Origin of the sequence: Rheinheimera mangrovi, assembly GCF_003990335.1 — a bacterium.
GTDB classification, from domain to species: Bacteria; Pseudomonadota; Gammaproteobacteria; order Enterobacterales; family Alteromonadaceae; genus Pararheinheimera; species Pararheinheimera mangrovi.
On sequence record NZ_CP034683.1, the window covers coordinates 1,632,188 to 1,656,791 of the forward strand.

At 43.7% G+C, this 24,604-nt stretch carries 18 protein-coding genes; 16 read left to right on the top strand and 2 right to left on the bottom strand.

All coding sequences use genetic code 11. The annotated features are described in order from the left end of the window. Positions 1 to 3: 3 nt before the first annotated feature. Positions 4 to 627: a prolyl hydroxylase family protein gene (locus EK374_RS07465; RefSeq protein ID WP_127021583.1), complete on the bottom strand. Its 624-nt coding sequence runs from the start codon at positions 625 to 627 to the stop codon at positions 4 to 6. A gap of 316 nt (positions 628 to 943) precedes the next feature. On the opposite strand from EK374_RS07465, the gene EK374_RS07470 reads away from it, so the two are divergent. From EK374_RS07470 to EK374_RS07485, 4 genes are read left to right on the top strand one after another with little or no spacing between them, the layout of a single operon-like run. Then, entirely contained in the window at positions 944 to 2,632 is a 1,689-nt protein-coding gene (locus tag EK374_RS07470) for a polysaccharide biosynthesis/export family protein (protein WP_233280365.1), read from the top strand. Between the two features lie 31 nt (positions 2,633 to 2,663). Then, positions 2,664 to 3,449 carry an ABC transporter permease gene (locus tag EK374_RS07475; RefSeq protein ID WP_127021585.1) on the top strand — a complete coding sequence of 262 codons (786 nt, stop codon included), beginning with the start codon at positions 2,664 to 2,666 and terminating at the stop codon, positions 3,447 to 3,449. Beyond that, complete coding sequence (locus tag EK374_RS07480; RefSeq protein WP_127021587.1) at positions 3,446 to 4,108, top strand: ABC transporter ATP-binding protein; 663 nt, start codon at positions 3,446 to 3,448, stop codon at positions 4,106 to 4,108. Before EK374_RS07475 ends, EK374_RS07480 begins: the two co-directional genes overlap by 4 nt. Beyond that, positions 4,105 to 5,190, top strand: a complete 1,086-nt coding sequence (locus EK374_RS07485; protein WP_127021589.1) for a chain-length determining protein — start codon at positions 4,105 to 4,107, stop codon at positions 5,188 to 5,190. The genes EK374_RS07480 and EK374_RS07485 overlap by 4 nt, the downstream gene beginning before the upstream one ends. A gap of 801 nt (positions 5,191 to 5,991) precedes the next feature. Here EK374_RS07485 and EK374_RS07490 read toward each other — a convergent pair. Then, on the bottom strand, positions 5,992 to 6,450 hold the full coding sequence (locus tag EK374_RS07490; RefSeq protein WP_127021591.1) for a transposase: 459 nt from the start codon (positions 6,448 to 6,450) through the stop codon (positions 5,992 to 5,994). A 332-nt stretch (positions 6,451 to 6,782) separates the two neighbouring features. Between EK374_RS07490 and rfbD (EK374_RS07495) the strand changes: the two genes are divergently transcribed. From rfbD (EK374_RS07495) to EK374_RS07550, 12 genes are all read left to right on the top strand, one after another. Next, positions 6,783 to 7,667, top strand: a complete 885-nt coding sequence (rfbD, locus tag EK374_RS07495) for a dTDP-4-dehydrorhamnose reductase (protein ID WP_127021593.1) — start codon at positions 6,783 to 6,785, stop codon at positions 7,665 to 7,667. A 752-nt stretch (positions 7,668 to 8,419) separates the two neighbouring features. Then, positions 8,420 to 11,233, top strand: a complete 2,814-nt coding sequence (locus EK374_RS07500) for a coiled-coil domain-containing protein (RefSeq protein ID WP_127021595.1) — start codon at positions 8,420 to 8,422, stop codon at positions 11,231 to 11,233. Then, a complete protein-coding gene (locus EK374_RS07505) occupies positions 11,230 to 12,807 on the top strand; it encodes a coiled-coil domain-containing protein (RefSeq protein ID WP_127021597.1) in 1,578 nt (525 codons plus the stop codon). The genes EK374_RS07500 and EK374_RS07505 overlap by 4 nt, the downstream gene beginning before the upstream one ends. Before the next feature lie 8 nt (positions 12,808 to 12,815). Continuing rightward, on the top strand, positions 12,816 to 13,871 hold the full coding sequence (gene rfbB, locus EK374_RS07510; RefSeq protein ID WP_127021599.1) for a dTDP-glucose 4,6-dehydratase: 1,056 nt from the start codon (positions 12,816 to 12,818) through the stop codon (positions 13,869 to 13,871). A gap of 29 nt (positions 13,872 to 13,900) precedes the next feature. Then, entirely contained in the window at positions 13,901 to 14,815 is a 915-nt protein-coding gene (gene rfbD / locus EK374_RS07515; protein WP_127021601.1) for a dTDP-4-dehydrorhamnose reductase, read from the top strand. A gap of 20 nt (positions 14,816 to 14,835) precedes the next feature. After that, complete coding sequence (gene rfbA, locus EK374_RS07520) at positions 14,836 to 15,711, top strand: glucose-1-phosphate thymidylyltransferase RfbA (RefSeq protein ID WP_127021603.1); 876 nt, start codon at positions 14,836 to 14,838, stop codon at positions 15,709 to 15,711. Between the two features lies 1 nt (position 15,712). Then, entirely contained in the window at positions 15,713 to 16,258 is a 546-nt protein-coding gene (gene rfbC / locus EK374_RS07525; protein WP_127021605.1) for a dTDP-4-dehydrorhamnose 3,5-epimerase, read from the top strand. A 20-nt stretch (positions 16,259 to 16,278) separates the two neighbouring features. Next, the gene (locus EK374_RS07530; RefSeq protein WP_206099304.1) at positions 16,279 to 18,003 is read left to right on the top strand and encodes a BNR repeat-containing protein; all 1,725 of its coding nucleotides are present in this window, start codon (positions 16,279 to 16,281) and stop codon (positions 18,001 to 18,003) included. Positions 18,004 to 18,042: 39 nt separating this feature from the next. Next, entirely contained in the window at positions 18,043 to 20,268 is a 2,226-nt protein-coding gene (locus EK374_RS07535) for a glycosyltransferase (RefSeq protein WP_127021609.1), read from the top strand. Further along, entirely contained in the window at positions 20,265 to 21,422 is a 1,158-nt protein-coding gene (locus tag EK374_RS07540; RefSeq protein WP_127021611.1) for a tetratricopeptide repeat protein, read from the top strand. Before EK374_RS07535 ends, EK374_RS07540 begins: the two co-directional genes overlap by 4 nt. Further along, a complete protein-coding gene (locus tag EK374_RS07545) occupies positions 21,423 to 22,685 on the top strand; it encodes a tetratricopeptide repeat protein (protein ID WP_127021613.1) in 1,263 nt (420 codons plus the stop codon). It abuts the gene before it with no gap. Positions 22,686 to 22,962: 277 nt separating this feature from the next. Continuing rightward, positions 22,963 to 24,369: a glycosyltransferase gene (locus EK374_RS07550; RefSeq protein ID WP_127021615.1), complete on the top strand. Its 1,407-nt coding sequence runs from the start codon at positions 22,963 to 22,965 to the stop codon at positions 24,367 to 24,369. The last annotated feature ends 235 nt before the right edge of the window (positions 24,370 to 24,604 follow it).

Genomic DNA, 24,604 nt, shown 5'->3' on the forward strand with positions numbered 1-24,604 from the left:
CTCTCAGTTTCTTGTGTATTCTCTGAACCACAGATTAAACGCCCATTTCTCGCCAAATATAACTGGACAACCTGCGTGTAACGAGTTCACATGTACATCATTGGTGTTTGGATAGGTGTTATTAAATATCAATAAACTACCCTGTTTAGCTCTAATTTTAATGTTTAATTTGGGAAATTCCGTTTCGCCTCCGTCGATGACATTACTCAAATAACACAAAGCTGTAACCAGCCTTTGGCCGCGTTTTTCCATGTACTGACTGCCCTGTTTGTAGGCGTCATAATGTGCTTTGTACTCTTGACCCGGTAAGTACCTGATTACCTGCATCGCTTCAGCAAGGGCTAAGGGTAACCCTACCACCTCAGCCACAGTTCCACAAATTCGTTGAATGTCGGGTGAATGATTGTGTTGCAGCCAAACCAGATCGTTGGTTCGGCCTGCACTAACCTCAACCTCTTTTGCTCCGCTGACTCTGGCGCGCACCAGTTGGTCTTTCGCTTGTAGTATAACTTCTTCAGCATCTGAGGCTGATAAAAAGTTCTCAAATAATACAACCAGAGGGTCGTGGTGCAACTGCTTACCGTTTGGGTAAAAGTTTTTTAAATGGTATTTGTACAGACTTTCCATGCCTACCACATGCGGGCAAAACAAACCGCATCTCAATTTAGTGAAACCATATGAGCACTAATTAAACATTAAAGCGTCATTAATTACAAATGAAAATCCTACAACTGTTGCCAGAAGCCAGTTTTTTACCTAAATTCATAGCCTTAACTGCTAAATTTGGCTAATTAAAATTTAATGATTGAGTTTAGTTAACCAAGCAGGTTTAATAATGTATCAGCGTAAAACCAGTGTTCTGGTGCATTTTATTTTCTTTAAAACTGCACTTTACAAGCCAAATGTGTTGGTTTTATTTCGGTAGGGATATTGAGGTATTTTTGTGATAAAAGTTTTATTCCCGGTTATGGCTGCTATCAGCCTGAGTTTTTCGATTGCGGCCCAGGTTGTCAATAGCGGTGATTTACCGCAGGACCAACAGACAAAAACTCCTTTGCTGCTTAATGAGGCCAAGTCAGACACCAATTGGCAAAGCGGTCGTTATGGCCCTGACATCAGTTCTAAAACCATAACGCCATTATCAAAAATTAAACCCTTTGGAGCTGACTTGTTCGCTGGCGGATTCCGCGGCTTAAGAGCAGACGGTTTAAATAGCAATTACAAAATTTTGCCAGGTGATCAGGTTACCTTAAGAGTCTGGGGCGCTGTTGATATAGACCGCATCCTGCCTGTTGATGCACAGGGCAACATCTTTATTCCTTCAATCGGGCCTGTGCCAGTGATGGGCATGAGTCACGCTAATCTAGACCAGACAGTCAGAGCCGCAGTTAAAAAAGTATACCCGGATAACGTAAATGTATACACCAACCTGCAGGGTGTGCAGCCAGTGGCTGTTTTTGTCGCAGGTTTTGTTAACAGGCCAGGTCGTTATGCTGGCGTTCCTTCTGACTCTTTATTGTTCTTTATAGATCAGGCTGCAGGCATAGATGAACAATTAGGCAGTTACCGTCAGGTCAGCCTGGTGCGTAACGGTATCGAAATCGCTAAAGCAGACTTATACGACTTCATTTTACAAGGTCGCCTAACTCAAACCCAATTTCAGGATGGCGATACAATTTTCGTCTCAAAACGTGGCCCTGCTGTCATAGTTCAGGGCGACGTTGGTCGGCCATACCGTTACGAATTGCAATCTGAAGAGCCATTAACAGGCAACTCGGTTAACCAATTGGCCCGGCTGAAAAGTGGTGTAAATCAGGTTTTAGTCCGTGGTACCCGCGATAGTGGCAAAGTTGTGAGTTACCTGGGCATGGACGAATTTGCCCGCTATCAACTGGCTGATGGTGACGAAGTTATTTATATCGCCGATCAACAAAATGACAATATAGTGGTGCAACTGGAAGGGGGATACCTGGGGCAGTCGCGCTTTGTAGTACCAAAAGAAACTCAATTACTCGACTTGTTAAAGCAAATACAACTTGACCCTGTGTTAGCCGACGGTAAAAGCATTTCTGTTAAACGAATCAGTATTGCCGAGCGTCAAAAAGCAGCCTTAGAAGACAGTTTACGCCGCTTAGAGTCTACTTATTTGGGCGCATCCTCTGCCACCAATGAAGAATCAGCTATTAGAGTGCGTGAGGCAGAACTTATCAGCCAGTTTGTAAAAAAGGCGCGAGAAGTACAACCTAATGGTCGCTTAGTGGTAGCCAATGAAGGCCAAATACAAGATGTACGCTTGCAGGACGGCGACATAATCACCATTCCGCAAAAGTCGGATGCTATTTTAATCAGTGGCGAAGTTTTTGTGCCTCAGTCCGTGGTGTTTAGCAAACGTAAAGACCCATACGACTACATCGAAGGCGCTGGTGGTTTTACTCCACGGGCTGACGAAGACATGATCCTGATATTAAAACCTAATGGCGAAGTGCGTTACGCGGATGACGTCGACATAGAGCCGGGCGATGAAATATTAGTATTGCCAGAAGCCGATACCAAAAACCTACAGCTGGCAAGCTCCATTACTCAAATACTGTATCAAATAGCAGTGGCTACCAAAGTTGCCCTGGATCTGTAAGTTATGATCCGGGGGCAGAGGGCCAACAAAAATGCTTAAAAGAACAGGTTTACGCGTCATGCTGGATGTATGGCGCGCTTTATTTCTACGTGAAGCTTTTACCCGAATTTCTGCCGACCGCCTGGGGTGGAGCTGGATATTTATCGAACCACTATTACATTTGGGAATTATGGTTGGTATCAGGCAACTGATGGGCCGCGTCAGAATGGTCACTGGCGTAGAGTTTATTCCGTTTTTAATAGTCGGCATTTTGTCATTTTTTTTGTTCCGCAATGTGGTGACCCGTCTTGCTACTGTGGTAAATGCCAATGCTGCTTTGTTTGCATACCGCCAGGTACAACCCATAGACACAGTATGTGTCAGGGCGTTTCTGGAAGGATGTATACAGTTTATGGTGTTTTTTATACTGGTGACCATACTGCACTTGCTTGATTTTAATATTTTGCCCGATGACCCGGCACTAGCCTTGTTTTACTTTTTTGTGCTGTGGTTGCTTGGCTTAGGCCTTGGTATGATTTTTTGTGTGATGGTAGCTACCTTTAGGGAGAGTGAACAATTTGTCAGTATTTCAATGCTGCCAATGCTGATTATTTCCGGCGCTATGATCCCCGTTCAGGTATTTCCGCATGCTGTGCAGCAATGGCTTTGGTGGAATCCGGTATTGCATGGTGTTGAACTTACCCGGCTGGCCTTTTTTAGTTCATACAAAGCCATGAATAATCTGTCACCACTTTATTTATTGGCATGGAGTGTGGGGCTGTTATTTGTTGGGCTTTTACTACAGCTTCGCTACAAAACCAGGATGCTTGTAAGGTGATTGAAGTACAAAATCTTTATAAAAGATACCACGGGCCTTTTGGCGGTGACTGGGTATTAAAAGATGTCAGTTTCACCATACCCGCCGGCGTAAGTGTCGGGGTTATTGGTGCAAATGGTGCAGGTAAATCTACCTTGCTCAGGCTACTGGCTAAAATGGATATGCCAGACAAAGGCAAGATAGTCCGGCATTGCAGTGTTTCCTGGCCTATAGGTTTAGGCGGTGGCTTTCAGGGCTCACTAACGGGCCGGCAAAACGTTAAATTTGTAGCCCGTGTCCATGGTGGCGAAAGCCGGATGCAACAAATTATTGATTTTGTGCAAGACTTTGCCGAAATAGGTAAAGCCTTCGACCAGCCGGTAAAAACTTATTCCAGTGGTATGCGTAGCCGCCTTGCCTTTGGTTTGTCGCTGGCTTTTGACTTTGATATGTATTTATCAGACGAGGCCACTTCTGTAGGGGATGCTGCTTTCAGAGCCAAAGCAACCAAAGCCTTTCAGGACAGAATAGGTAAGGCCAGTATTGTGATGGTGTCTCACAGTGTTGGAATATTAAAGGACCTTTGTCAGGCAGGTTTATGGTTACATCAGGGCCGTGCTTATTGGTACGACCAAATCAACGATGCCTTCGACGATTATTATAAGAGTATAGGTAAATGAAATCTTTCGTTAAAAAGTCACCACACTGGGCTTTATGTTTGGCAGCTGTAGCCGGTGCCGCATTTTATTGGGGTGTTTGGGCTACAGACAGGTATGTGTCTGAAACCAATATAGTGATGCAAAGCTCAGAGCTGAACTCTACCGGCCTTAACGTGGCTTCTTTGCTCAGTGGCACCAGTGGTGCTGGTGACTTATTGCTGCTAAGGGATCACTTGTTATCTGCCGATATGATAATAAAGTTGGATAAAGAGCAGCAGCTGCGCCAACACTACAGCAACCCTGACATAGACTACCTGTCCCGTCTGAGCAGTGCTGACGTGCCACTGGAAAAATTTATTACGTATATGCATAAACGCATAGCAGTGGAATACGACGACTACGCCAATGTTTTGCGTATTCAAGTACAAGCTTATAACCCGGATATGGCAAAAAAATTAGCCGAGCTTTTATTGGCAAATGGTGAACAGCATATGAACACCATGAGTCAGCGTTTAGCTGCTGAGCAGGTGAGTTTTATTGAAACTCAAGTGGCAAATCTGGCGGAGCGTTTACATCAGGCCCGACAACAACTGCTGGATTATCAAAACAAAAACGGCATGGTGTCGCCCACAGGTACAGTGCAAAGCATTTTAACCATAGTGGCACAACTGGAAGGGCAACTGTCCAGCGCTCAGGCCCGTTTAAAAGTAGCCACCAGTTATCAAAGTGCCAGTTCTCCAGAGGTGGTGCGTCTTAAAAGCGAAATTCAGGCCCTGCAGCAGCAAATTGCTTTGGAGCTGAAAAAAACAGCGTCCAGCTCAGGTGAAGCGCTAAATAAAATTTCGGCTGAATACCAAAGCCTTGAATTACAGGCCAACTTTGCTATGGAGTTGTATTCGAACGCACTTTCAGCGCTTGAAAGCACCAGAGTCGAGGCTGCCCGTAAGTTAAAGCAAGTGTCTGTATTACAATACCCAACTCAGGCTGAATATTCGGCAGAGCCACGGCGTTTATACAACACAGTAGTTTTTGCCATATTCGCACTGATCCTGACTTTCATCACCCATTTAGCGATTTGGGTAGTACGCGACCACAACGATTAAAACACGGCCCCTACGATGTTGAATAAAAAACCGTAGGGGCGGGCCTTGCGCCCGCCCGTCTAATGACACCGCGGTACAGATAGAAGGGCCGGGACAAGCCACGGCCCCTACGATAAAAACCGATGTTTGAATAAAAAAAACCGTAGGGGCGGGTCTTGTACCCGCCCGTCTAATGACACCGCGGTACAGATAGAAGGGCCGGGACAAGCCACGGCCCCTACGATGAATACCGGTATTTGGATAAAAAAACCGTAGGGGCGGGCCTTGTGCCCGCCCGTCTAATGACACCGCGGTACAGATAGAAGGGCCGGGACAAGCCACGGCCCCTACGATGAATACCGGTATTTGGATAAAAAAACCGTAGGGGCGGGCCTTGTGCCCGCCCGTCTAATGACACCGCGGTACAGATAGAAGGGCCGGGACAAGCCACGGCCCCTACGATAAAAACCGATGTTTGAATAAAAAACCGGTAGGGGCGGGCCTTATGCCCGCCCGTCTAATGACACCGCGGTACAGATAGAAGGGCCGGGACAAGCCACGGCCCCTACGATGAATACCGGTATTTGGATATAAAAAACCGGTAGGGGCGGGTCTTGTGCCCGCGCGTCTTATGATACCGCGGTACAGATGGAAGGGCCGGGACAAGCCACGGCCCCTACGATAAAAACCGATGTTTGAATAAAAAACCGGTAGGGGCGGGCCTTGTGCCCGCCCGTCTAATGACACCGCGGTACAGATAGAAGGGCCGGGACAAGCCGCGGCCCCTACGACCCGCCCGTCTAGACGACACCGCGGTGGTTGTTAACCGTCGGTATTAAAATAATCGTTTTGCCAATTTAACCTGTTGTTTTGAATATATTCGGCAATACGCTGATAATCAGCCTCACTCCGAATAACATGCTCGTAAAAGCCGCGTTGCCATAGCTTTTGCGGCAATACCATGCGTGCGGTAATTGATTTAAAGCAACCCACAATATGGCTGAGTGAAACAGCTTGGGTATCGTCTACGCTTTGCAGCTCAACAAGAGCATGAAAGTGATTGGGCATAATGATCGATGGATGCAAACAAAGTCGAAGGAATCTGTTGGGCAAATGCGACCAACATTGTTCAACCCTGAAAGCCAGTGGCGCAGCATGCCAATCATCTTGATCAATACAGCCAAACAAATGTTTACGTTGATAACAACACAAGGTAACAAAATAAATACCAGCTTGGCTGTAGTCGTAACTCGTTAGGCGAATTGATTTACGTTGTTGCATCCTGCATCCCCTGTAGTTTGCCTCAGCAAAAATATAGTATAAAACCAGTAGGGGCGGGTCTTGTACCCGCCCGTCTAGACGAAACCGCGGTGTAATATATGCAATACACCGCGGTGTCCATTGAAGGGCCGGGACAAGCCGCGGCCCCTACGATAAAAACCGATGTTTGAATAAAAAACCGGTAGGGGCGGGGCTCGCCCCCGCCCGTTTAGACGATACCGCGGTGTAATTTTAAAAATACAAATACATCGGAGAACAGATGGACGGGCCGGGACAAGCCGCGGCCCCTACGACCCGCCCATGTTGATAGAACAACCCAACGAGGGATGCTAATGAAAATTTTAATAACTGGTGGCACTGGCCAGGTTGGTTTTGAAGTCGTCAGGCTATTTAGCAGCTTCGCTACTGTGTTTGCGCCAACACGGCAAGAATTAGATTTATACGATCTAAATGCCGTCAGCTATTATCTGTCGCATAACCAACCCGACCTAATTATTAATACTGCTGCCTGGACTGCTGTAGACGCAGCGGAAACAGAGCGCGATTGCGCTTTGATGTTAAACACCAGCTTACCCGCTATGCTGGCCAACTACTGTGCAATCAACAACATCTGGCTGATCCATTTTTCTACCGACTATGTATACCCCGGCCACGGCGAAATACCATGGCTTGAAACTGACACTACTGGCCCATTGAGCTATTACGGCGAAACCAAATTGGCCGGTGATATCGCCATCGAATTCAGCGGCACCCAATATATCATTCTTCGCACCAGTTGGGCTTATGCTGCAAGAGGCAAGAACTTTTTGCTTACCATGCTAAAGCTTGCTGCTACCAGAGACTCGCTCTCCATAGTGGCCGATCAATGGGGCGCTCCAACTCCAGCTCGTTTACTGGCGAACCTCACTTTATTATTCGCCGAACGTATCAGAAATAATCTGACTTTAGAATCAGGCGTTTATCACGCTGCGACTAAGGGCTATACCAACTGGCACCAATTTGCGACTGAAATTTTTAACTTGTGTCAGCAGAAAAACACAGGGTTATTAATAAAAAATGCTGGTCAGGTAAAAGCCATTCCCAGTACTGCTTATCCAACACCAGCACAAAGACCAAAAAACTCCCGTATGAACCTGAATAAAATAGAGAGAATGTTAAATATCAAATTGCCAGACTGGCAAAGCCAGCTGCAATTAACCATGGACGAATTATTGTAAAACCGGGTCGGTCCATGACGCCGCGGCATTACCGTAAAAACCGAACACGAATTAAAACGGAAATTTATATAAAAAACCGTAGGGGCGGGCCTTGTGCCCGCCCGTCCAGGCGAAACCGCGGTGTAATATACGCAATACACCGCGGTGTCCATTGAAGGGCCGGGACAAGCCGCGGCCCCTACGATAAAAACCGATGTTTGAATAAAAAACCGGTAGGGGCGGGGCTTGTACCCGCCCGTCTAGACGATACCGCGGTGTCGATGGGCCTTGCCCGCCCGAGGTGATTGCACCGCGGTGTCCATTGAAGGGCCGGGACAAGCCGCGGCCCCTACGGTGAAAACCTATGTTTGAATAAAAAACCGGTAGGGGCGGGGCTCGCCCCCGCCCGTCCAGACGAAACCGCGGTGTAATATACGCAATACACCGCGGTACAGATGGAAGGGCCGGGACAAGCCGCGGCCCCTACAATGAATACCGGTATTTGAATAAAAAACCCGTAGGGGCGGGGCTTGCCCCCGCCCGTCTATTGATACCGCGGTCTTGATTGGTCTTGTACCCGCCCGTCTAGACGAAACCGCGGTGTCGATGGGGCTCGCCCCCGCCCGTCTATTGATACCGCGGTCTTGATTGGGCCTTGCCCCACCCATATTGAATTCCAATCAAATGCATAACTGGAAAAAACAAAAAGACAATACCTGCCGTTTTGGGTTAAATTACACAAAAAGCAGTAAGCTGCAGTAAAGGAGTTATTAGTGAAGCTGATTATTCATAACCATACAGATAAAAACTGGTTTTTGTCGCAGGAATGGACCAAAAAAGCCGTTATTATCAATCAGCCAGAAGAACTGTCATCTTTGCCTGAATCCAGCCTCGTGCTGTGCCAGCAGCCTTACGCTGATTTATCGGCCTGGTTACCCCATCTTCAAGGCACTCAAATTCAATTGTTATGGTTATTACCCAGCGCTTCACAATGCATTGCCTCTGCGTTATTACAACAACAAAGCCTTGAACAGGCCGAACAAGCCTGGTTACAGCAGTTTTCTGTGCAGCAGCAACATATCAGGGTGCTGCGTAAACAACTGCAATCATTAGATATTGCACAAATTAATGCGGCACCAGAGCTTTTCCTGCAGTTTTGCCAGCAATGGGCCGGCGAACCAGTGCTAAGCCAACTAACTGAAGCTAAGGCACAGCTTGGTATCGAAGCCGTATTCGCTGCTCACTATGTAGCGCAATCACCAGCTCTTACCAGCAGCGAGCAACTACGGGTCGCGTTATGCCAGCCGCTAACAGAACAAGATACAGCACTTAGCGCTGCACAATTATTTAGCCTTTACCAGCAGCAACTAAGTCGTTTAAAAAGCCAGCAAAACAAAGTGAAAGAGCTGGAACAATTAAAACTGGAACAAAGTGAAAAGCTTGAACTGGCTGAAAAACAGCTGCAACAAACAACAGAAGCAACGACCGGCCTTAATGCTCAGCTGGCTGACAGCCAACAACAGCTGGCGGCAAAGCAAAAGGCATTAAATGAGCTACAGCAAAAGCAAGCTGAAGCCGCCCAAAGTGCAGAGCAACACAAACAACAACTGCAAACTGAACTAGACGCCAGCAAAAAACAACTTCAGCAGCTAAGCACGCAAAACTCTGACCTTGCAGCACAGTTGCAGCTAAGCCAGCAAAAGCAAACTGAAGCCGCCCAAAGTGCAGAGCAAAGCAAACAACAACTGCAAACTGAGCTAGACGCCAGCAACAAACAACTTCAGCAATTAAGCACGCAAAACACCGAGCTGGAAACACAGTTGCAGCTAAGCCAGCAAAAGCAAGCTGAAGCCGCCCAAAGTGCAGAGCAAAGCAAACAGCAACTGCAAACTGAGCTGGACGCCAGCAACAAACAACTTCAGCAATTAAGCACGCAAAACACCGAGCTGGAAACACAGTTGCAGCTAAGCCACCAAAAGCAAGCTGAAGCCGCCCAAAATGCAGAGCGACAAAAACAAGAACTGCAAACTGAACTGGACGCCAGCAAAAAACAACTTCAGCAGCTAAGCACGCAAAACTCCGATCTGGCAGCGCAGTTGCAGCTTGCTCAGCAACAAGCCAGCGAAACAGCTCAGGCAGCAGAGCTACAGCTGAAACAACTAAATCAGCAATTAGCCACTGCCCAGCAACAAAGCCAGGAAAAAGCAGAGCAGAACTCTGTATTAATGATCAAGTTGCAGCAACAACAGCACGAGCTATTTCAGGCTGGCCAAAAGCTTGAGCTTGAAAAAAATGCTTTAATTCAAATGCGTAATCAACATCAGCAGATGCTTGCTTTAAATCAAAAATTAGAAATTGAGAAAGCAAATCTATTACTGCAACTATCGCAACATGCAGAACAACTGCACATAGCTTTAGCTGATGTGGATCGCACCAACGCCCAAGCTGCAGATACACAAGCAAACCTGCAACAACAACTGGCAGCAGAGCAAGAGCGTTACAACCAGTTCAGTGCTTCAGCAAACAACACTATTGCCAACTTACAGCAAGAAAACTCTTTGGTGCTGGAGCAGTTGTTAAAAGTGCAGGAAGAATTAGAAGCCATATATCTGAGAGCTCAACAAGACAAGCAGCAGTGGCAAAAAGAGTCAGCGCAGCTTACTGCAGCAAAAGCTGTAACTGAAAAAAACTACTCAGAACTTAGCTCTCAATTACAACAAGAAAAACAACAGTTAGAAAAGTTAAACAGTCAGGCTAAGCAAGATAAACAGCAGTGGCAAAAGGATGTGCAACAGCTCAATACAGCTAAAGCAGCCACAGAGCAAGAAAATTCATTGCTTTTAGAGCAGTTGTTTTTGGTACAGGAAGAGCTTGAAAAACTGTATTTGCAGGCAAAAGTTAAAGAAACCAGCTTTGCTGAGCAAGCTAAACAACAAGAGGTTAAATTCGCTGCTTTACAGCAAGATTCAGCCAGACAGCAGCACGCTTTTGGTCAGGAACTTAGCCTGATGCAAAACCGTATGCAACAAAGTATCGACGAGCTGAATCAATTAAAGCAGCTGCATCAAAAACTAAATACCGAGTTAAAAACCTTAAAACATACTGCAAAAGCAGAAAGTCTGGCGCAGCAAAAAGAAGTCAGCACCTTAATGGCAAAAATTATAGAGCTGAAAAAAGCCAGACAAGAGCTCGACTTTATTAAAGCGACTACCAGTTGGAAGATCACTAAACCTGTCCGGTTTTTATCGCAAAACCGTCGCACTAAAGCCGAAAAAGCCAAACTGGAACGCGATTGTCTGCTGCTGGAACAGCACGATCTATTTGACGCCCAGTGGTACTACCAACAATACCCTGACGTTGCCGCCAGTGGCATGAGCGCCGCCGAGCATTATTTATGTTTTGGAGCTCAGGAAGGCCGTAACCCAGGCCCCGTATTTGATACTCAGTGGTATTACCGCAATTACCTCGATGTCGCTTTAGACGGTGCCAACCCTTTGGTCCACTACATTAAGTTTGGTCAAAACGAAGGTCGTCATATTTCGGGTAATTTATTACAGCACAAAAGCAGCATAGGTAGTGGCTTATGAGTTCAGCAGTACAAATTCTTTGGATTGGCGCAGGCAGTGGCGAAGCTTTTCAGCCGGCATCAGGCTGTAAGCGAATTATCGCCGTTGAAGCCCGCAGCGAAGCATGTCAGCAATTACTCAAATTGCAGCAGCGTATTCCACAGTTAGAGGTAATAGAAACTCTGGTAAGCACTCAAGACGGCCAGGAACATTTCTACAGCTACAATATTGCAGCGTTAAGCGCCAATCAAAAAGGCAGTGGCCTAAAGGCTTTATTTCCCGGCTTAAAATTAGTAGCCGAAGAGCAGTTGGCTGCCAAAAGCCTGGCAAATCTGGTGACAGAGCTAAAACTCGATTTTACCGCTAGCTGTGCCTTATGGTTGCATACTCCAGCTAACGCCTTAGCTTTGGTTAAACATTTGGCCGAGCAAAAATTACTGGTTAAATTTAGCGAGCTGCAATTCTGTTGGCCAGCCGAGGCTTTATACGACAATTATTCGCCACAAGCTGAAGCTTTGCAGTGGTTAGCCAGCCAGTGTTTTGATTTGTATCACACCAACAATACAGACCCGGATTTGCCAATATTTAGCTTTAGGTTAAATAAATTAAAGCTGGAACTACAGCAAAAAAATTGGCAAATAAAACAAAAAGACACGGAATTAAGCCAGTTAAAAACGGCACAGCAAACAGCTTTGGATGAAATTGCAGTACTTAAACAACAGCAACAACAAGCCGAACAACAAAAGGCTGATTTAGCCACTAAAATCCAGCAAGAAGCTGTAGCTAAAGCTGAACTGCAAAAACAGCTGGATGCGTTAAAACAGCAGCAAACAGCCCAGCAGCAACAAGCTGAACAGCAAAAGGCTGAGTTAACTACAAAAGCACAGCAAGAAGCCGCCGCTAAAGCTGAACTGCAAAAACAGCTGGATGCGTTAAAACAGCAGCAATCAGCCCAGCAGCAACAAGCAGAACAGCAAAAGGCTGAGTTAACTACAAAATCACAGCAAGAAGCAGCCGCTAAAGCTGAACTGCAAAAACAGCTGGATGCGTTAAAACAGCAGCAAACAGCCCAGCAGCAACAAGCTGAACAACAAAAAACTGAGTTAACTACTAAAACTCAGCAAGAAGCAAGCGCCAAAGCTGAACTGCAAAAGCAGCTGGAGGCGTTAAAGCAGCAGCAAACAGCCCAGCAGCAACAAGCAGAACAGCAAAAGGCTGAGTTAACTACAAAAGCACAGCAAGAAGCCACCGCTAAAGCTGAACTGCAAAAACAGCTTGATGCGTTAAAACAGCAGCAAACAGCCCAGCAGCAACAAGCAGAACAACAAAAAGCTGAGTTAACAGCAAAAGCCCAGCAAGAAGCTGCAACTAAGCTTGAGTTACAAAAGCAGTTTGATAAGCAGGGACAAGAACTTGTTCAAACCCAAAAACTCTCGGCACAACGGCTGGAAAAGTTAACTGAATTAGAAAAGCAAAACAGAATATTGCAAGAACAAAGTAAAGAATTGGCGAAAAGACAACAGGCGCTGGAAAATGAAATGCTAAAGGCCGAAGCTCAGATTGAAATTATTAAAGAACTTATACTGAAGGATTAAGTGTTGTGATGAAAACTTTTTTGGTTACTGGTGGGGCCGGTTTTATAGGGTCGGCTGTGGTAAGGCATCTAGTTCAGAATACTGAACATAGAGTGGTTAATGTCGATAAGCTCACCTATGCCGGTAACACCAGTTCACTTAAATCCGTAGCCTCCAGCGAACGTTATATTTTTGAGAAAGCCGATATTTGCGACGCAACAAAAATGGCTGAATTGTTTACAACCTATAAGCCCGACGTAGTAATGCACCTGGCCGCAGAAAGTCATGTTGACCGATCTATTAACGGCCCAGGCGACTTTATTCAAACCAATATTGTCGGAACTTATACGTTGTTAGAAGCTGCCCGTTCGTATTGGACTGCTTTAGCGGCTGAAAAAAAAGCTGCATTCAGGTTTCACCATATATCCACAGATGAAGTATACGGTGACTTGCATGGCACAGACGACTTATTCACAGAAACCACAGCCTATGCACCTAGTAGCCCTTACTCGGCCAGCAAAGCAGGTTCTGACCATTTAGTTCGCGCCTGGCAACGCACTTTTGGTTTACCTACAGTGGTTACCAACTGTTCAAATAACTATGGGCCATTTCATTTTCCTGAAAAGCTTATTCCACTGATGATTTTAAATGCATTGGCAGGAAAGCCACTGCCAGTGTACGGCGATGGCAAACAAATACGCGACTGGCTTTTTGTCGAAGACCACGCCCGTGCTTTAGTATGTGTGGCTACTACAGGATTAATTGGCGAAACCTACAATATTGGTGGCCATAACGAAAAACAAAATATCGAAGTAGTGCACACCTTGTGCAGCTTATTAGAAGAGCTGGCTCCGCTTAAGCCTGCTGGAATTAACCAATACTCAGACCTTATTACCTATGTAACTGACAGGCCTGGTCATGATGTGCGTTACGCGATAGACGCTGGCAAAATTGAGCGGGAATTAGGCTGGGTGCCGCAAGAAACATTTGAAAGCGGTTTGCGTAAAACAGTGCAGTGGTACTTAACGAACAAAGACTGGTGGCAGGCTATTTTAGATGGCAGTTACCAGCAGCTGAATAGCTAAGCTGAAAAAAGCGGTTAAAAGGTTTAATTATGCAAACTATTGTATTACTGGCTCCTAACGGTCAGGTTGGTTTTGAAGTTGCTCGGGCTGTGGCACCTTTAGGGCAGTTGTTCACATTAAGCCGTCAAGACGTTGATTTTGCTGATACTCCGGCAGTAGCTGCCAAAGTTGCAGCTTTCAAGCCGACAGTAATTATTAATGCAGCAGCCTGGACTGCGGTAGATAAAGCTGAGGCGGAAAAGCAAGCCTGCGAACTGATAAACGTAGCATTGCCAGCCGCTTTAGCTGAGGTAGCTAACCAGTGCAACGCCTGGTTGGTGCATTACTCCAGCGACTACGTATACCCAGGCTATGGCACTACGCCATGGCAGGAAACTGATACCACAGGCCCACTTTCGGTATATGGCCAAAGCAAGCTGGATGGCGATTTAGCTGTTATTAAACACACAGATAAATATATTATTTTCAGAACCAGCTGGGTATACGCGGCGCGGGGCAATAATTTTTTACGTACCATGTTAAAACTAGCGCAGCAGCGCGAAGCCTTGAGTGTAGTGGCAGATCAAACCGGCGCGCCCACTCCTGCCAGATTAATAGCCCAGGTGACAGTGTTGGCTTTGCAACAGGTTTTGTTGCAGCAAGCAGAAGACGAAGCTGAAGCCATAAGGTCTTATGCCGGTATTTACCATTTGGCATCACAAGGCTACTGCAGCTGGTACGATTTTGCGGCGGAGATATTTCGATTAGCCCGTGACAGCGGTATGGTGTTAGCACTAAACGACCAACAGTTTAAAGCTATTGCCACTGTCGATTACCCAACTCCGGCTAAGCGCCCGCCAAATTCGCGTTTAAACCTGACCAAATTAGAGCAAACATTTAATTTGCAACTGCCAGAATGGCAGCAGCAACTTTATTTCACGTTTAATGAGCTTACTACTCACTAATATAAGGGACTATACAGAGTATGCGTAAAGGTATTGTATTGGCAGGAGGGTCTGGCACCCGGTTACACCCTATTACTTTAGGTGTGTCTAAACAACAATTGCCTATTTATGACAAACCCATGATTTATTACCCTATTTCAGTATTAATGCTAGCCGGTATTAAAGATATTTTAATTATTTCCACACCTGAAGATTTACCTGGTTTTAAAAAACTCTTGGGAACTGGCGAGCAGTTTGGTGTGGCATTTGAGTATGCCGAACAACCATCACCAGACGGTTTAGCCCAAGCCTTTATTATTGGTGAAGATTTTATTGGCCAAAGCAATGTGTGTTTAGTGCTGGGCGACAATATTTTTCATGGCCAACACTTTTCTGAGCAGTTAAAAAATGCCGCAGAACAGCAACAAGGAGCTACCGTATTTGGTTATATGGTAAACGACCCGGAGCGTTTTGGCGTGGTTGAATTTGACAGTAACGGCAAAGCTATATCTATTGAAGAAAAGCCAAAACAACCCAAATCAAACTATGCAGTAACAGGGCTGTACTTTTACGACAACGACGTAGTACAAATAGCTAAAGCTGTGCAGCCTTCCGAGCGTGGCGAACTGGAAATAACCAGTGTAAATAACGCTTACTTAGCGCGAGGTGACTTAAATGTAGAGCGCTTTGGCCGAGGCTTTGCCTGGCTGGATACAGGTACGCACGATTCATTATTAGAAGCGTCGCAATATGTACAAACCATAGAGCACCGCCAGGGGTTAAAAGTAGCTTGTCTGGAAGAAATAGCCTGGCGCAATGGTTGGATTAGCAACGAGCAGTTAATAGAGCGGGGCCGTTATTTCGGCAAAACTCAATACGGCCAGTATTTAATTAAATTAGCAGAGTTAGGTTTTTAATATGGACTATCAACCTTTAGCCATACCAGATGTAGTGCTGTTAACGCCAAAAGTTTTTGGCGATGAGCGTGGCTTTTTTATGGAAACTTTTCGTCACGACGAATTTATAAAACACTGTGGTAATTACAGCTTTGTACAAGACAACCACTCCAGCTCTGGCAAAGGTATTTTGCGTGGTTTGCATTACCAGCATAAGCAACCCCAAGGCAAGCTGGTGCGAGTCACTAAAGGCGAAGTATTCGATGTTGCCGTAGATATGCGTAAAAACTCTCCCACTTTTGGCAAATGGGTGGGCGAGTACTTAAGCGAAACAAATAAACGCTTAATGTGGGTACCACCAGGTTTTGCCCATGGTTTTGTTGTAACAAGCGATGTGGCTGAATTTCAATATAAATGCACTGATTATTATGCACCTGGCGACGAATATTCTTTGTTGTGGAATGATCCAACCGTAAACATAGTGTGGCCAGTTGACGAACATAGCCTTAAGTTATCAGCTAAAGATGCTGAAGGCAGAAACTTTGCTGATTGCCCATTCTTTAGTTAATGCCAAGAGAACCTGATGTTATGCCTGAATTACCTGTAAGCAGTGAGCTGAGCCAACACATTAATTTACTGTGGGCGCAGGGCAATAGCGAAATATTGGCTGCTTTAGATAGCGACGCTGTTGGCTTGTCAGAAAACGAACAAGCTTATATAGCAATGGCGCTGTTGCAACAAGGCAAGGCTACTGAGGCTCAGCTGATATTAACAGCACTGGTTGCAAAAGGTTTTGATAGACAAAGACTTGCTTCGTTATTACTGTCGGGCTGTAAAACCAGTTTATCTAATGCTTGTTACATTAACTGTGACGACGAAAAAGCAAAACGTTTTGCTTTTCAGGCCGTAGCCTTAACCGAACCAGAGCAGACGCAAAGCACAGTACTGCAACTTCGTGAAATATGGCAACAAAAGAGGCTGCATAAAGCTGGTGTAGAGTTTAGGGCCAAGCCACTGCAATATGCAGAATTCAGTATAAAAACCTTAAACCAGCTAAAACTATGCGACGCCTGGGCAGGCAATACGGTCAACACTGTTATTTTTCGTCATCATGGAGTGTTTAGCCATGCCGGTATGCAATACACCGCATTTTATGTTGATAAACATACGCTGCGTTTAGCGCAACGTAATCTGACGAATAACGAACTTCGATTTGCCGATATTACAGGCAATTACAATATCAAAGATGCTCATAACAGTATCAGTTTAGGTATGGATCGTAACGGCTACATACACATTAGCTATGACCATCATGGAACTCAGCTTAAATACAGGCGTAGCTTAAAACCTTACAGTATTGATGGTTTTAGCGATGAACTGGAAATGACAGGGCAACGCGAAGCTAAAGTCACTTATCCTGCGTTTATAATGCAAATGGCCGATGAGCCAATGCAATTACTCTATCGTGATGGTAACCATCAAAAAGGTTCTGCGTACATTAAGCATTACTGCGAAACTGAGCAACGCTGGATTGATACCGAAAGTGCAATTTTATCTGGAGAAACCAATCAGCCCTGGACCAGCAATGCCTACTGGAACCACCCAGTACTTGATAGTGAAGGCAACGGCCATCTTAGTTTTGTATGGCGAACTCATCATATTGGTGAACAACAACAAATCAATAATATGAATATTTGCTACGCCAAAACCTATGATAATGGCAAAAATTGGTACTCATCCAATAACAAAATTTTTAAACTGCCTATTACTCAAGTGAATGCCGAAGTAGTATGGCCAATATCACCAGCAAGTAACCTGATTAACCAAACCAGTATGGCGACAGACAGTAAAAACCGGCCGCATATTGTGTTTTACGCAAATGACGAAAATGGCATAGTTCAGTATCAACATCTGTGGTTTAATGGTGACAAATGGCAACATCAAATTATCTCTAACCGCACCGAAGCATTTGATTTATGTGGTGGTGGTACTTTGCGTATTCCCATATCACGACCGGAAATAGTAATAGATAAGCAAGACAACCTCTTTGTTATTTACCGCGGTGATATTACCGGTGACTGTATGGCTGTATTGTGTTTAAAAGCGCCCCATTACCATTATGAACCCGCAAACCAACAAGTTATCTTTTCAGAGCCACTAGGCTTAGCTGAACCTGTAATTGACAGATTACGTTGGCAGCAAGACCAAGTTTTAAGCCTATTAGTACAATACAATGACCAGCCTAACCATGATCTTGGCCATGCCAGTGTGGTAAAGCCTATTTACTTGATAGATATAGTATTTAGCGAATAAACATTTTTTGGTTTTAAGTTTAAATGAGTGAGATTAAACATGGCAGTGAATGCAAAGGAACCGCAAATAGCAGGACGCGTTGAACAAACATTTTTATCATTAGGTAATACGGCGTTAAATTCAAAAGACTATAGCTTAGCTGTTTCGTTATTTAAGCGGGCGCTAGAGCAAACTCCAGCACTGGCAAAAGTGATTGAGTTTAATATCCGTTTTGCTCAATCAAAATTAAATAACCTATTTCCTAAAGACTGTTCTGCTTTGGTTGGAAAAAGTGATGTTAGTTTAGCTGCTGATATTTATAGTATTAACAGCGAAAATGCTGTCGTAGATATTGTTGTTCCTGTTTTTAACGCTCTTGAGGATGTGCAGCGTTGTTTGGATGCAATTAACCGCAATACTGATGGGTTTACGGTAAATGTTTATATAGTGAACGACGGTTCGGACATGCCAACAACTGAATGGTTAAGGGCCTTTTGTAAAAATAAACCTATGTTTGTTTTAACTGAAAATGATAAAAACAAAGGCTACACCCCAACTGTTAATGTTGGGCTGCGCCAGTGCAAAGGTGATTATATAGTGACCCTCAATAGCGACACTATAGTAACCAAAGGCTGGCTAACAGGTTTGGTGCGTTGTTTTAAAACTAATGCAGAGTTTGGTGTGGTAGGGCCTTTGTCAAATGCCGCCAGTTGGCAAAATGTACCCATATTACTGGATGAAAATAACCAGTTTGCGGTTAACGAGTTGCCACAGGGGTGGAACGCAGATGATATGGCTGTACTGGTAAGTGCTGCCAGTAAAAGGTATTACCCGCAGGTGCCTTTTGTAAATGGCTTTTGTTTTATGATTGCGAAAGCTGCGTTTGATAAAGTGGGCTTATTAGACGAAGAAACCTTTCCAACAGGTTATGGTGAAGAAAATGACTACTGCATAAGGGTTGCACAAGCAGGGTTTAAGTTGGCAATTTGCGACGATACTTATGTATTCCATGCAAAATCAAAGAGCTTCGGTCATGAAAAACGTAAACAGTTGTCAAAAGTAGGCTCGGATGCATTAAAAGCTAAACATGGTAAAGATAAGGTCAATGAGCTCGCTGGCCAGATCCGGGATATGACAGTATTTAATGATATACGCCAACAGGTGCGGCAAGCCTTAACCAACGCCGCCAATAGTTTTACTAAAGATCCATTGTTAAACAGAATTTTATTTTTGTTACCCGTATCGGGCGGTGGCGGTGGTGTACATTCTATCGTACAAGAAACTATGGGTATGCGGCGCATAGGCGTACGGGCAAAAATTGCGGTGCCGAAAAAACATCGACATAAATTTATTAAAAAATACGAAGATATAGATGTTGTAGAGGACTTATTTATAGGGTTTGAACCTCACGAACTTGGTGATTTGTCCAAAAAATTCGACGTTATTGTTGGTACTATTTATACCTCGATGAAATTGGTCAAAGAGGTGGTGGACATTAATCCGGAAATTCAGCCTGCATACTATATACAAGACTATGAGCCTTTTTTCTCCGAGTTAGGTTCGTCCGCATGGCAAGAAGCGAGAGACTCTTATACTTTGCTGCCTAATGCCATACTGTTTGCTAAAACAGACTGGATTTGCCAAAAAGTACATGAAGAGCATGGCGTGCAGGTGCGTAAAGTGTCTCCCAGTATTGACCACGATGTATACAAACCCGACCCGTTAGCTAAGACGCATTCTGGGTTAGAGGCTAAAATAGTGCTGTCAGCTATGATTAGGCCAAAAACACCACGCCGTGGTGCAGAGCGGACCATGTCCTTGTTAAAACGGGTTTATGACCATCTTGGTGACAAGGTCCATATTGAGCTGTTTGGTTGTGCAGATGAAGACCCATTATTTCAGCAGCTAGAGCGGGGCTTTAAATATAATAACAACGGAGAGCTAACACGCTTAGGTGTAGCAGCAGTACTGCAAAAGTCAGACTGTTTTATCGATTTATCTGACTATCAGGCGTTTGGCCGTACAGGGTTAGAAGCAATGGCGTGTGGAGCATTTTCTATGCTTACTAAATTTGGTGGTATCTATGAATACGCGGTCGATGGTTATGATTCCTTAATTATTAATCCATTTGATGAGGACGAATGTTTTAATAGGTTGATTTCATCAGTTACACGTAATGATGTATTGGCAAGACTTAAGGCTAATTCTTTGATGAAGTCAGCCAACTTCTCTGTGCACAAAGCTGCGGTTAGTGAAGCTATAGAATTAATTAGGGGTTATGTGTGATAAATTTGCTGTTTTTGACTTATGCTGATAAAAAATATGAACAATTTGCCATACCGTATGTCTGGTTTGCTTTAATAAATAATCCTGATTCGTTCGTTGAGATAAAACTTGAGGATGAGATCGGGTTTAGAGCTAGATATAAAGATGCTTTAGTTGTTTTGAGTAATTACTTTGAAAATCAGTATGCTTTTACTCAGTCTGTATTTTCAACTAATGAAGTTATCCCAAATACTATCAGGTTTTTAGAAGAACCTAGTGTTCAGGCTAAGTATATATATATTGGCGATATAGATTTATTAGTTTTTGATGATGTATTAGGTGTTCATACCAGCTTCATAGATAAATACTCATTACCTTTTAGTAATATTGTTCGAGATCCATTTGCTGAAAAGCCAAGATTGTCTGGCTTACATTTCTGTAGCTTTGAGAACTATTATCCGAAGCCAGATCTGAGCGACCTAGATTTGAAAAATGAAAATGATGAGCATGTCCTTTATCTTTACATGATAAGAAAAGGGTTTTCCCCTGACCCATTGTTTCGTGAGCGGCCAGAGTGCGGCATTCATTTATCATTAAACCGAGACCCAGCAGGACGCACGACAGGACCAAATGCAGGGGAATTTAACGCGCGAAAAAGCTTAGCTTGGGGCGGTAGTCAATATTGGCTTAAATTCAAACAGCAAATAGCAGATAAGCGTTTTGCTGAGCTACTGTCGCATTTAAATGTTGAGTTTAAGTTTATACTTCTATGCTTAGAGTCAATAGCTAATGATAAGTTTGATGAGTTGCATTGGTTATCGTTAAATCACTCAATTGATAAAAGGTTGTTGTTGAGTAAGAGTGAGTATTCTTTGGCACAGTTTAATACTGAAAGAGATTTTTTAATAAAAAATAAAAATTTTGGACAAGCAGAGTCTTTGACGAGGGAGGCTGTAATTATATGGCCGAATAACGTTGACGTATTGAGGAAGCTATCCTGGATACTTATGTCAAACAATAAGATCTCAGAAAGTGTTGCCGTTCTTAATAGAATAATTTGTCTGCCTGGTGGTCTTACGTTTTTGAAGAGTTGGGACTTCGTTAGGAAGAACCAGAAAAATATTTCGAGCATAGGTCTTGATGGAGAGATCTTAGTAAAAAGAGTTTTAGATTAAATGTTGCTAACAGAGTTAGTTTATGAGGATGAATTCATCAAGGTTTTCTTTACTGAGAATACATCCAATGTTGCGGTGATAACATTTGCACCACTTAACTTTTATGAGTCCAAAGCCCAACGTTACTGGGGGGAGTCATTAGCATTTAAGACTGGTAACTCATTTATAGGGGTCATAGCAAAAAGTAAGAATTGGTATCCTTGTTCTTCAATCAATAACTCACTCAGTATCATTCTTGAATTATTAAGTAAATACGATTTCAAGTTTACTTTTGGTACATCCATGGGTGGGTATGCAGCTATAAAGCATGCGGACAAGTTGAAAGTTGATTTTGTATTGTCATTTTCACCTCAATACACTATTAACCCCTGTGTATTTGGCGATTACGACAAAAGGTTTATTGTTCATTATAATGAGTCTTTGAATTTTGGTATGGAGATATCGGCAGATGATTGTTCTAAACGAGGTATTGTTTTTTACGATAGGTTTTACAGAGAAGATAAGTTACATATTGAGAAAATCGCTGAAAATGTATCTAATTTAAGTTTTTGCTCCCTTAATTTTACGGGACATTTTCCAATCGAAATTTTTACAGGAAGCTCTGTTTTTCAGCGTACAGTTAAAAATATTATGGATTACGATATTCAAAGTATTTGTGAATTTTCGCGAGAAAAGCGTAGGGTATCATCAATAAGAGTTTCTACTTTAGCTTCAGTAGTGGCTTTGAAAAGACCGATGTTGGCTCATGATATTGCTTTGAAGTATCGAGAGCAAATTTCAGAGAACGGCTTATTTAATTTTTACCTTTCAACTGCTATGAATTATAAAAATAAAAATGATTTTGGTCTGGCAGTTTTTTTTTCAAATCTGGCACTAAGGGCTAAACCTGAAAATTCAAATGCAATTATTCTGCTTTGTAATAGTCTAAATACGTTGGGTTTTAGTGATGTTGCAAAGACGCGTCTTAAACATTTTTTGATCCAAAATCAGAATGATGCATTTGTTTATAATGCATTGGCTGGTGTGTTGATCGGCCTTAAGGAGTTTTCTGAGGCGATTAACTGTTTAAAGAAGGCAATTTCTATTTTGCCACACCAAGACTTCTTTAAAAGATTAGTTCGCGTTTCTAATGCAAATAAACTTTATGAAACAGCCGATTTCTACACTCTGCAATTTGCTGAGACGTTTCCTCATTCGCCGGAAGCAAGTGTATTTCTCGATTCAATGCGTTCTCGTTATACTAATGTTAGGTTTTCTAATTGATTATCAATGTTTTATTATTTGCAATGCATTTATAGTTCCCTTTTGGCATATAGGCTGCCAGGTTTAGCTTTTGGCATTCTATATGAGATTGCGTGAGTCAGTATCAGATGTAGAGCAGGTGCAAAAATACTTTCACTATTCATTTGCGCTCCTTTGTTTTGCTGAGTTTTTACATACAGAGTGGCGAAAATAGTTTAAGGGAGCTGCTCCTAAACTGTGTGCTTAGGTTGTGTAAAAAACTACAGTTTCAGTCTCAAAAAGTTGTAAAAGGGTAACTATGCAGGGACTTTCTTTGGCTGAAGGCAACGCCCTGTTTAATCAGGGGGAGTTTGCTGAGTCGATACACTGTTATATTAAAGCCGCCCAAGTTGAAGAGTTAATTAGCAGTTGTGAAATCAATATTTCACGCGCTAAGCTGATGCGTGCAAAGCAAAAAAATGCTCAAAATCAGAGTGTTGCTGTTGCAGCCTGGGATTTGAGCCACAATGCTGCAGGGCGTGCCGTTACTTTGCTGGAGTTATACCGTTTTGGCGGTGTTTCTGCTGAGCTGATAGGTTGTGTGTTTAAACCGGAACGTGGTATTTGGCCCCCTGTGCATTATTTATCTGAACTTACTCATAGTTTTAACTTTGGTGAAAGTGAGTGTTTTTTAGACGATTGTTTGCAGTTTGTGTTGCAGCACCCGTACGACATAGTTCATTTGTCTAAACCCCGTATTGTGAATTTGGTATTAGGCTTTATTTATAAAGCAGTGTGGGGCAGTAAAGTGATTATGGATGTAGACGATGAAGAACTGGCTTTTATAGAAGAAGAGCTGCCACTTTCCTTTGCTGAATTTGAGGCTAAATCCTTTGCTTCCTTGCCGCTGGATGCGGCACCCTGGACTCAATTGGCGGTAGGTTCTGTTGCATTATTTGACGCTATTACAGTGTCTAACCCTGCGTTACAGGCTAAATACGGCGGCCTTATTATTCCTCATGTGCGTAACGAAGCTGTTTTCACTAAGGCAGTTACACATCGGCTACGAGTCAGGGCCTCTTTAGGTGTTACAGCGGAAGACAGGTTGCTGGTTTTTGTGGGTACAGCGCGTAAGCACAAAGGCTTATTGGAAACCGCTGCTGCATTAACTCAGTTAAATAGCAAAACAATTAAATTTTTAATAGCCGGTGATTTTCCAGACAAAAACTTAAAACAGCAGTTGCAGCAGTTTAGTAATGTAGAATTTTTATTTGTTACCGGGCCTTCGTTAGAAGATATGCCTGCGTTGGTTAGTGCTGGAGATATTTGTGTTTTATTGCAAGACCCGCAAAGCCTTGTTTCGCAATTTCAGCTACCAGCTAAATTAATAGATGCTTTGGCTGCCGGGCTGCAGGTATTTATTACGCCAACTGCAGCTACGCAGCATATTGTGGATGCCGGAGCTGCAGTTGCAGTTACTTCCGAGTCTCTTGCTGAAGCATTAAAGCTTTATTTACAACAGGACAAACCAGTCAATGATACTGGTTCAGCTTATTTTTCGACTCATTTGAGTATGGCTGCTAATTGGCCGCAGCTAAACGCATTGCTAACAAAGCATGTCAGCGCATCGGCCTTGAACCACAATTTAAAAGGCGTATTAAAACACCTTACTTTCAAGCCTGATATTTTTTCTTTTGTTAAACAAATGGCACTGATGGTAAGGTAGTACAAAATATTGTTTTTTATAGTAATTCGAATATGTTTTACCGCCGATCTGGGGTGAAAATCTGTACGGTCGGGCGTTGTGTCCGCCCGTCTAATGATACAGCGGCGTGATATTGGCAAATATACCGTGGCGCAGATGGACGGGCCGGGACTGTAGGGGCGGGTCTTGTACCCGCCCGTCTATTGATACCGCGGTGTAATATAGGCAAATACGCCGCCGTAAAGATGGAAGGGCC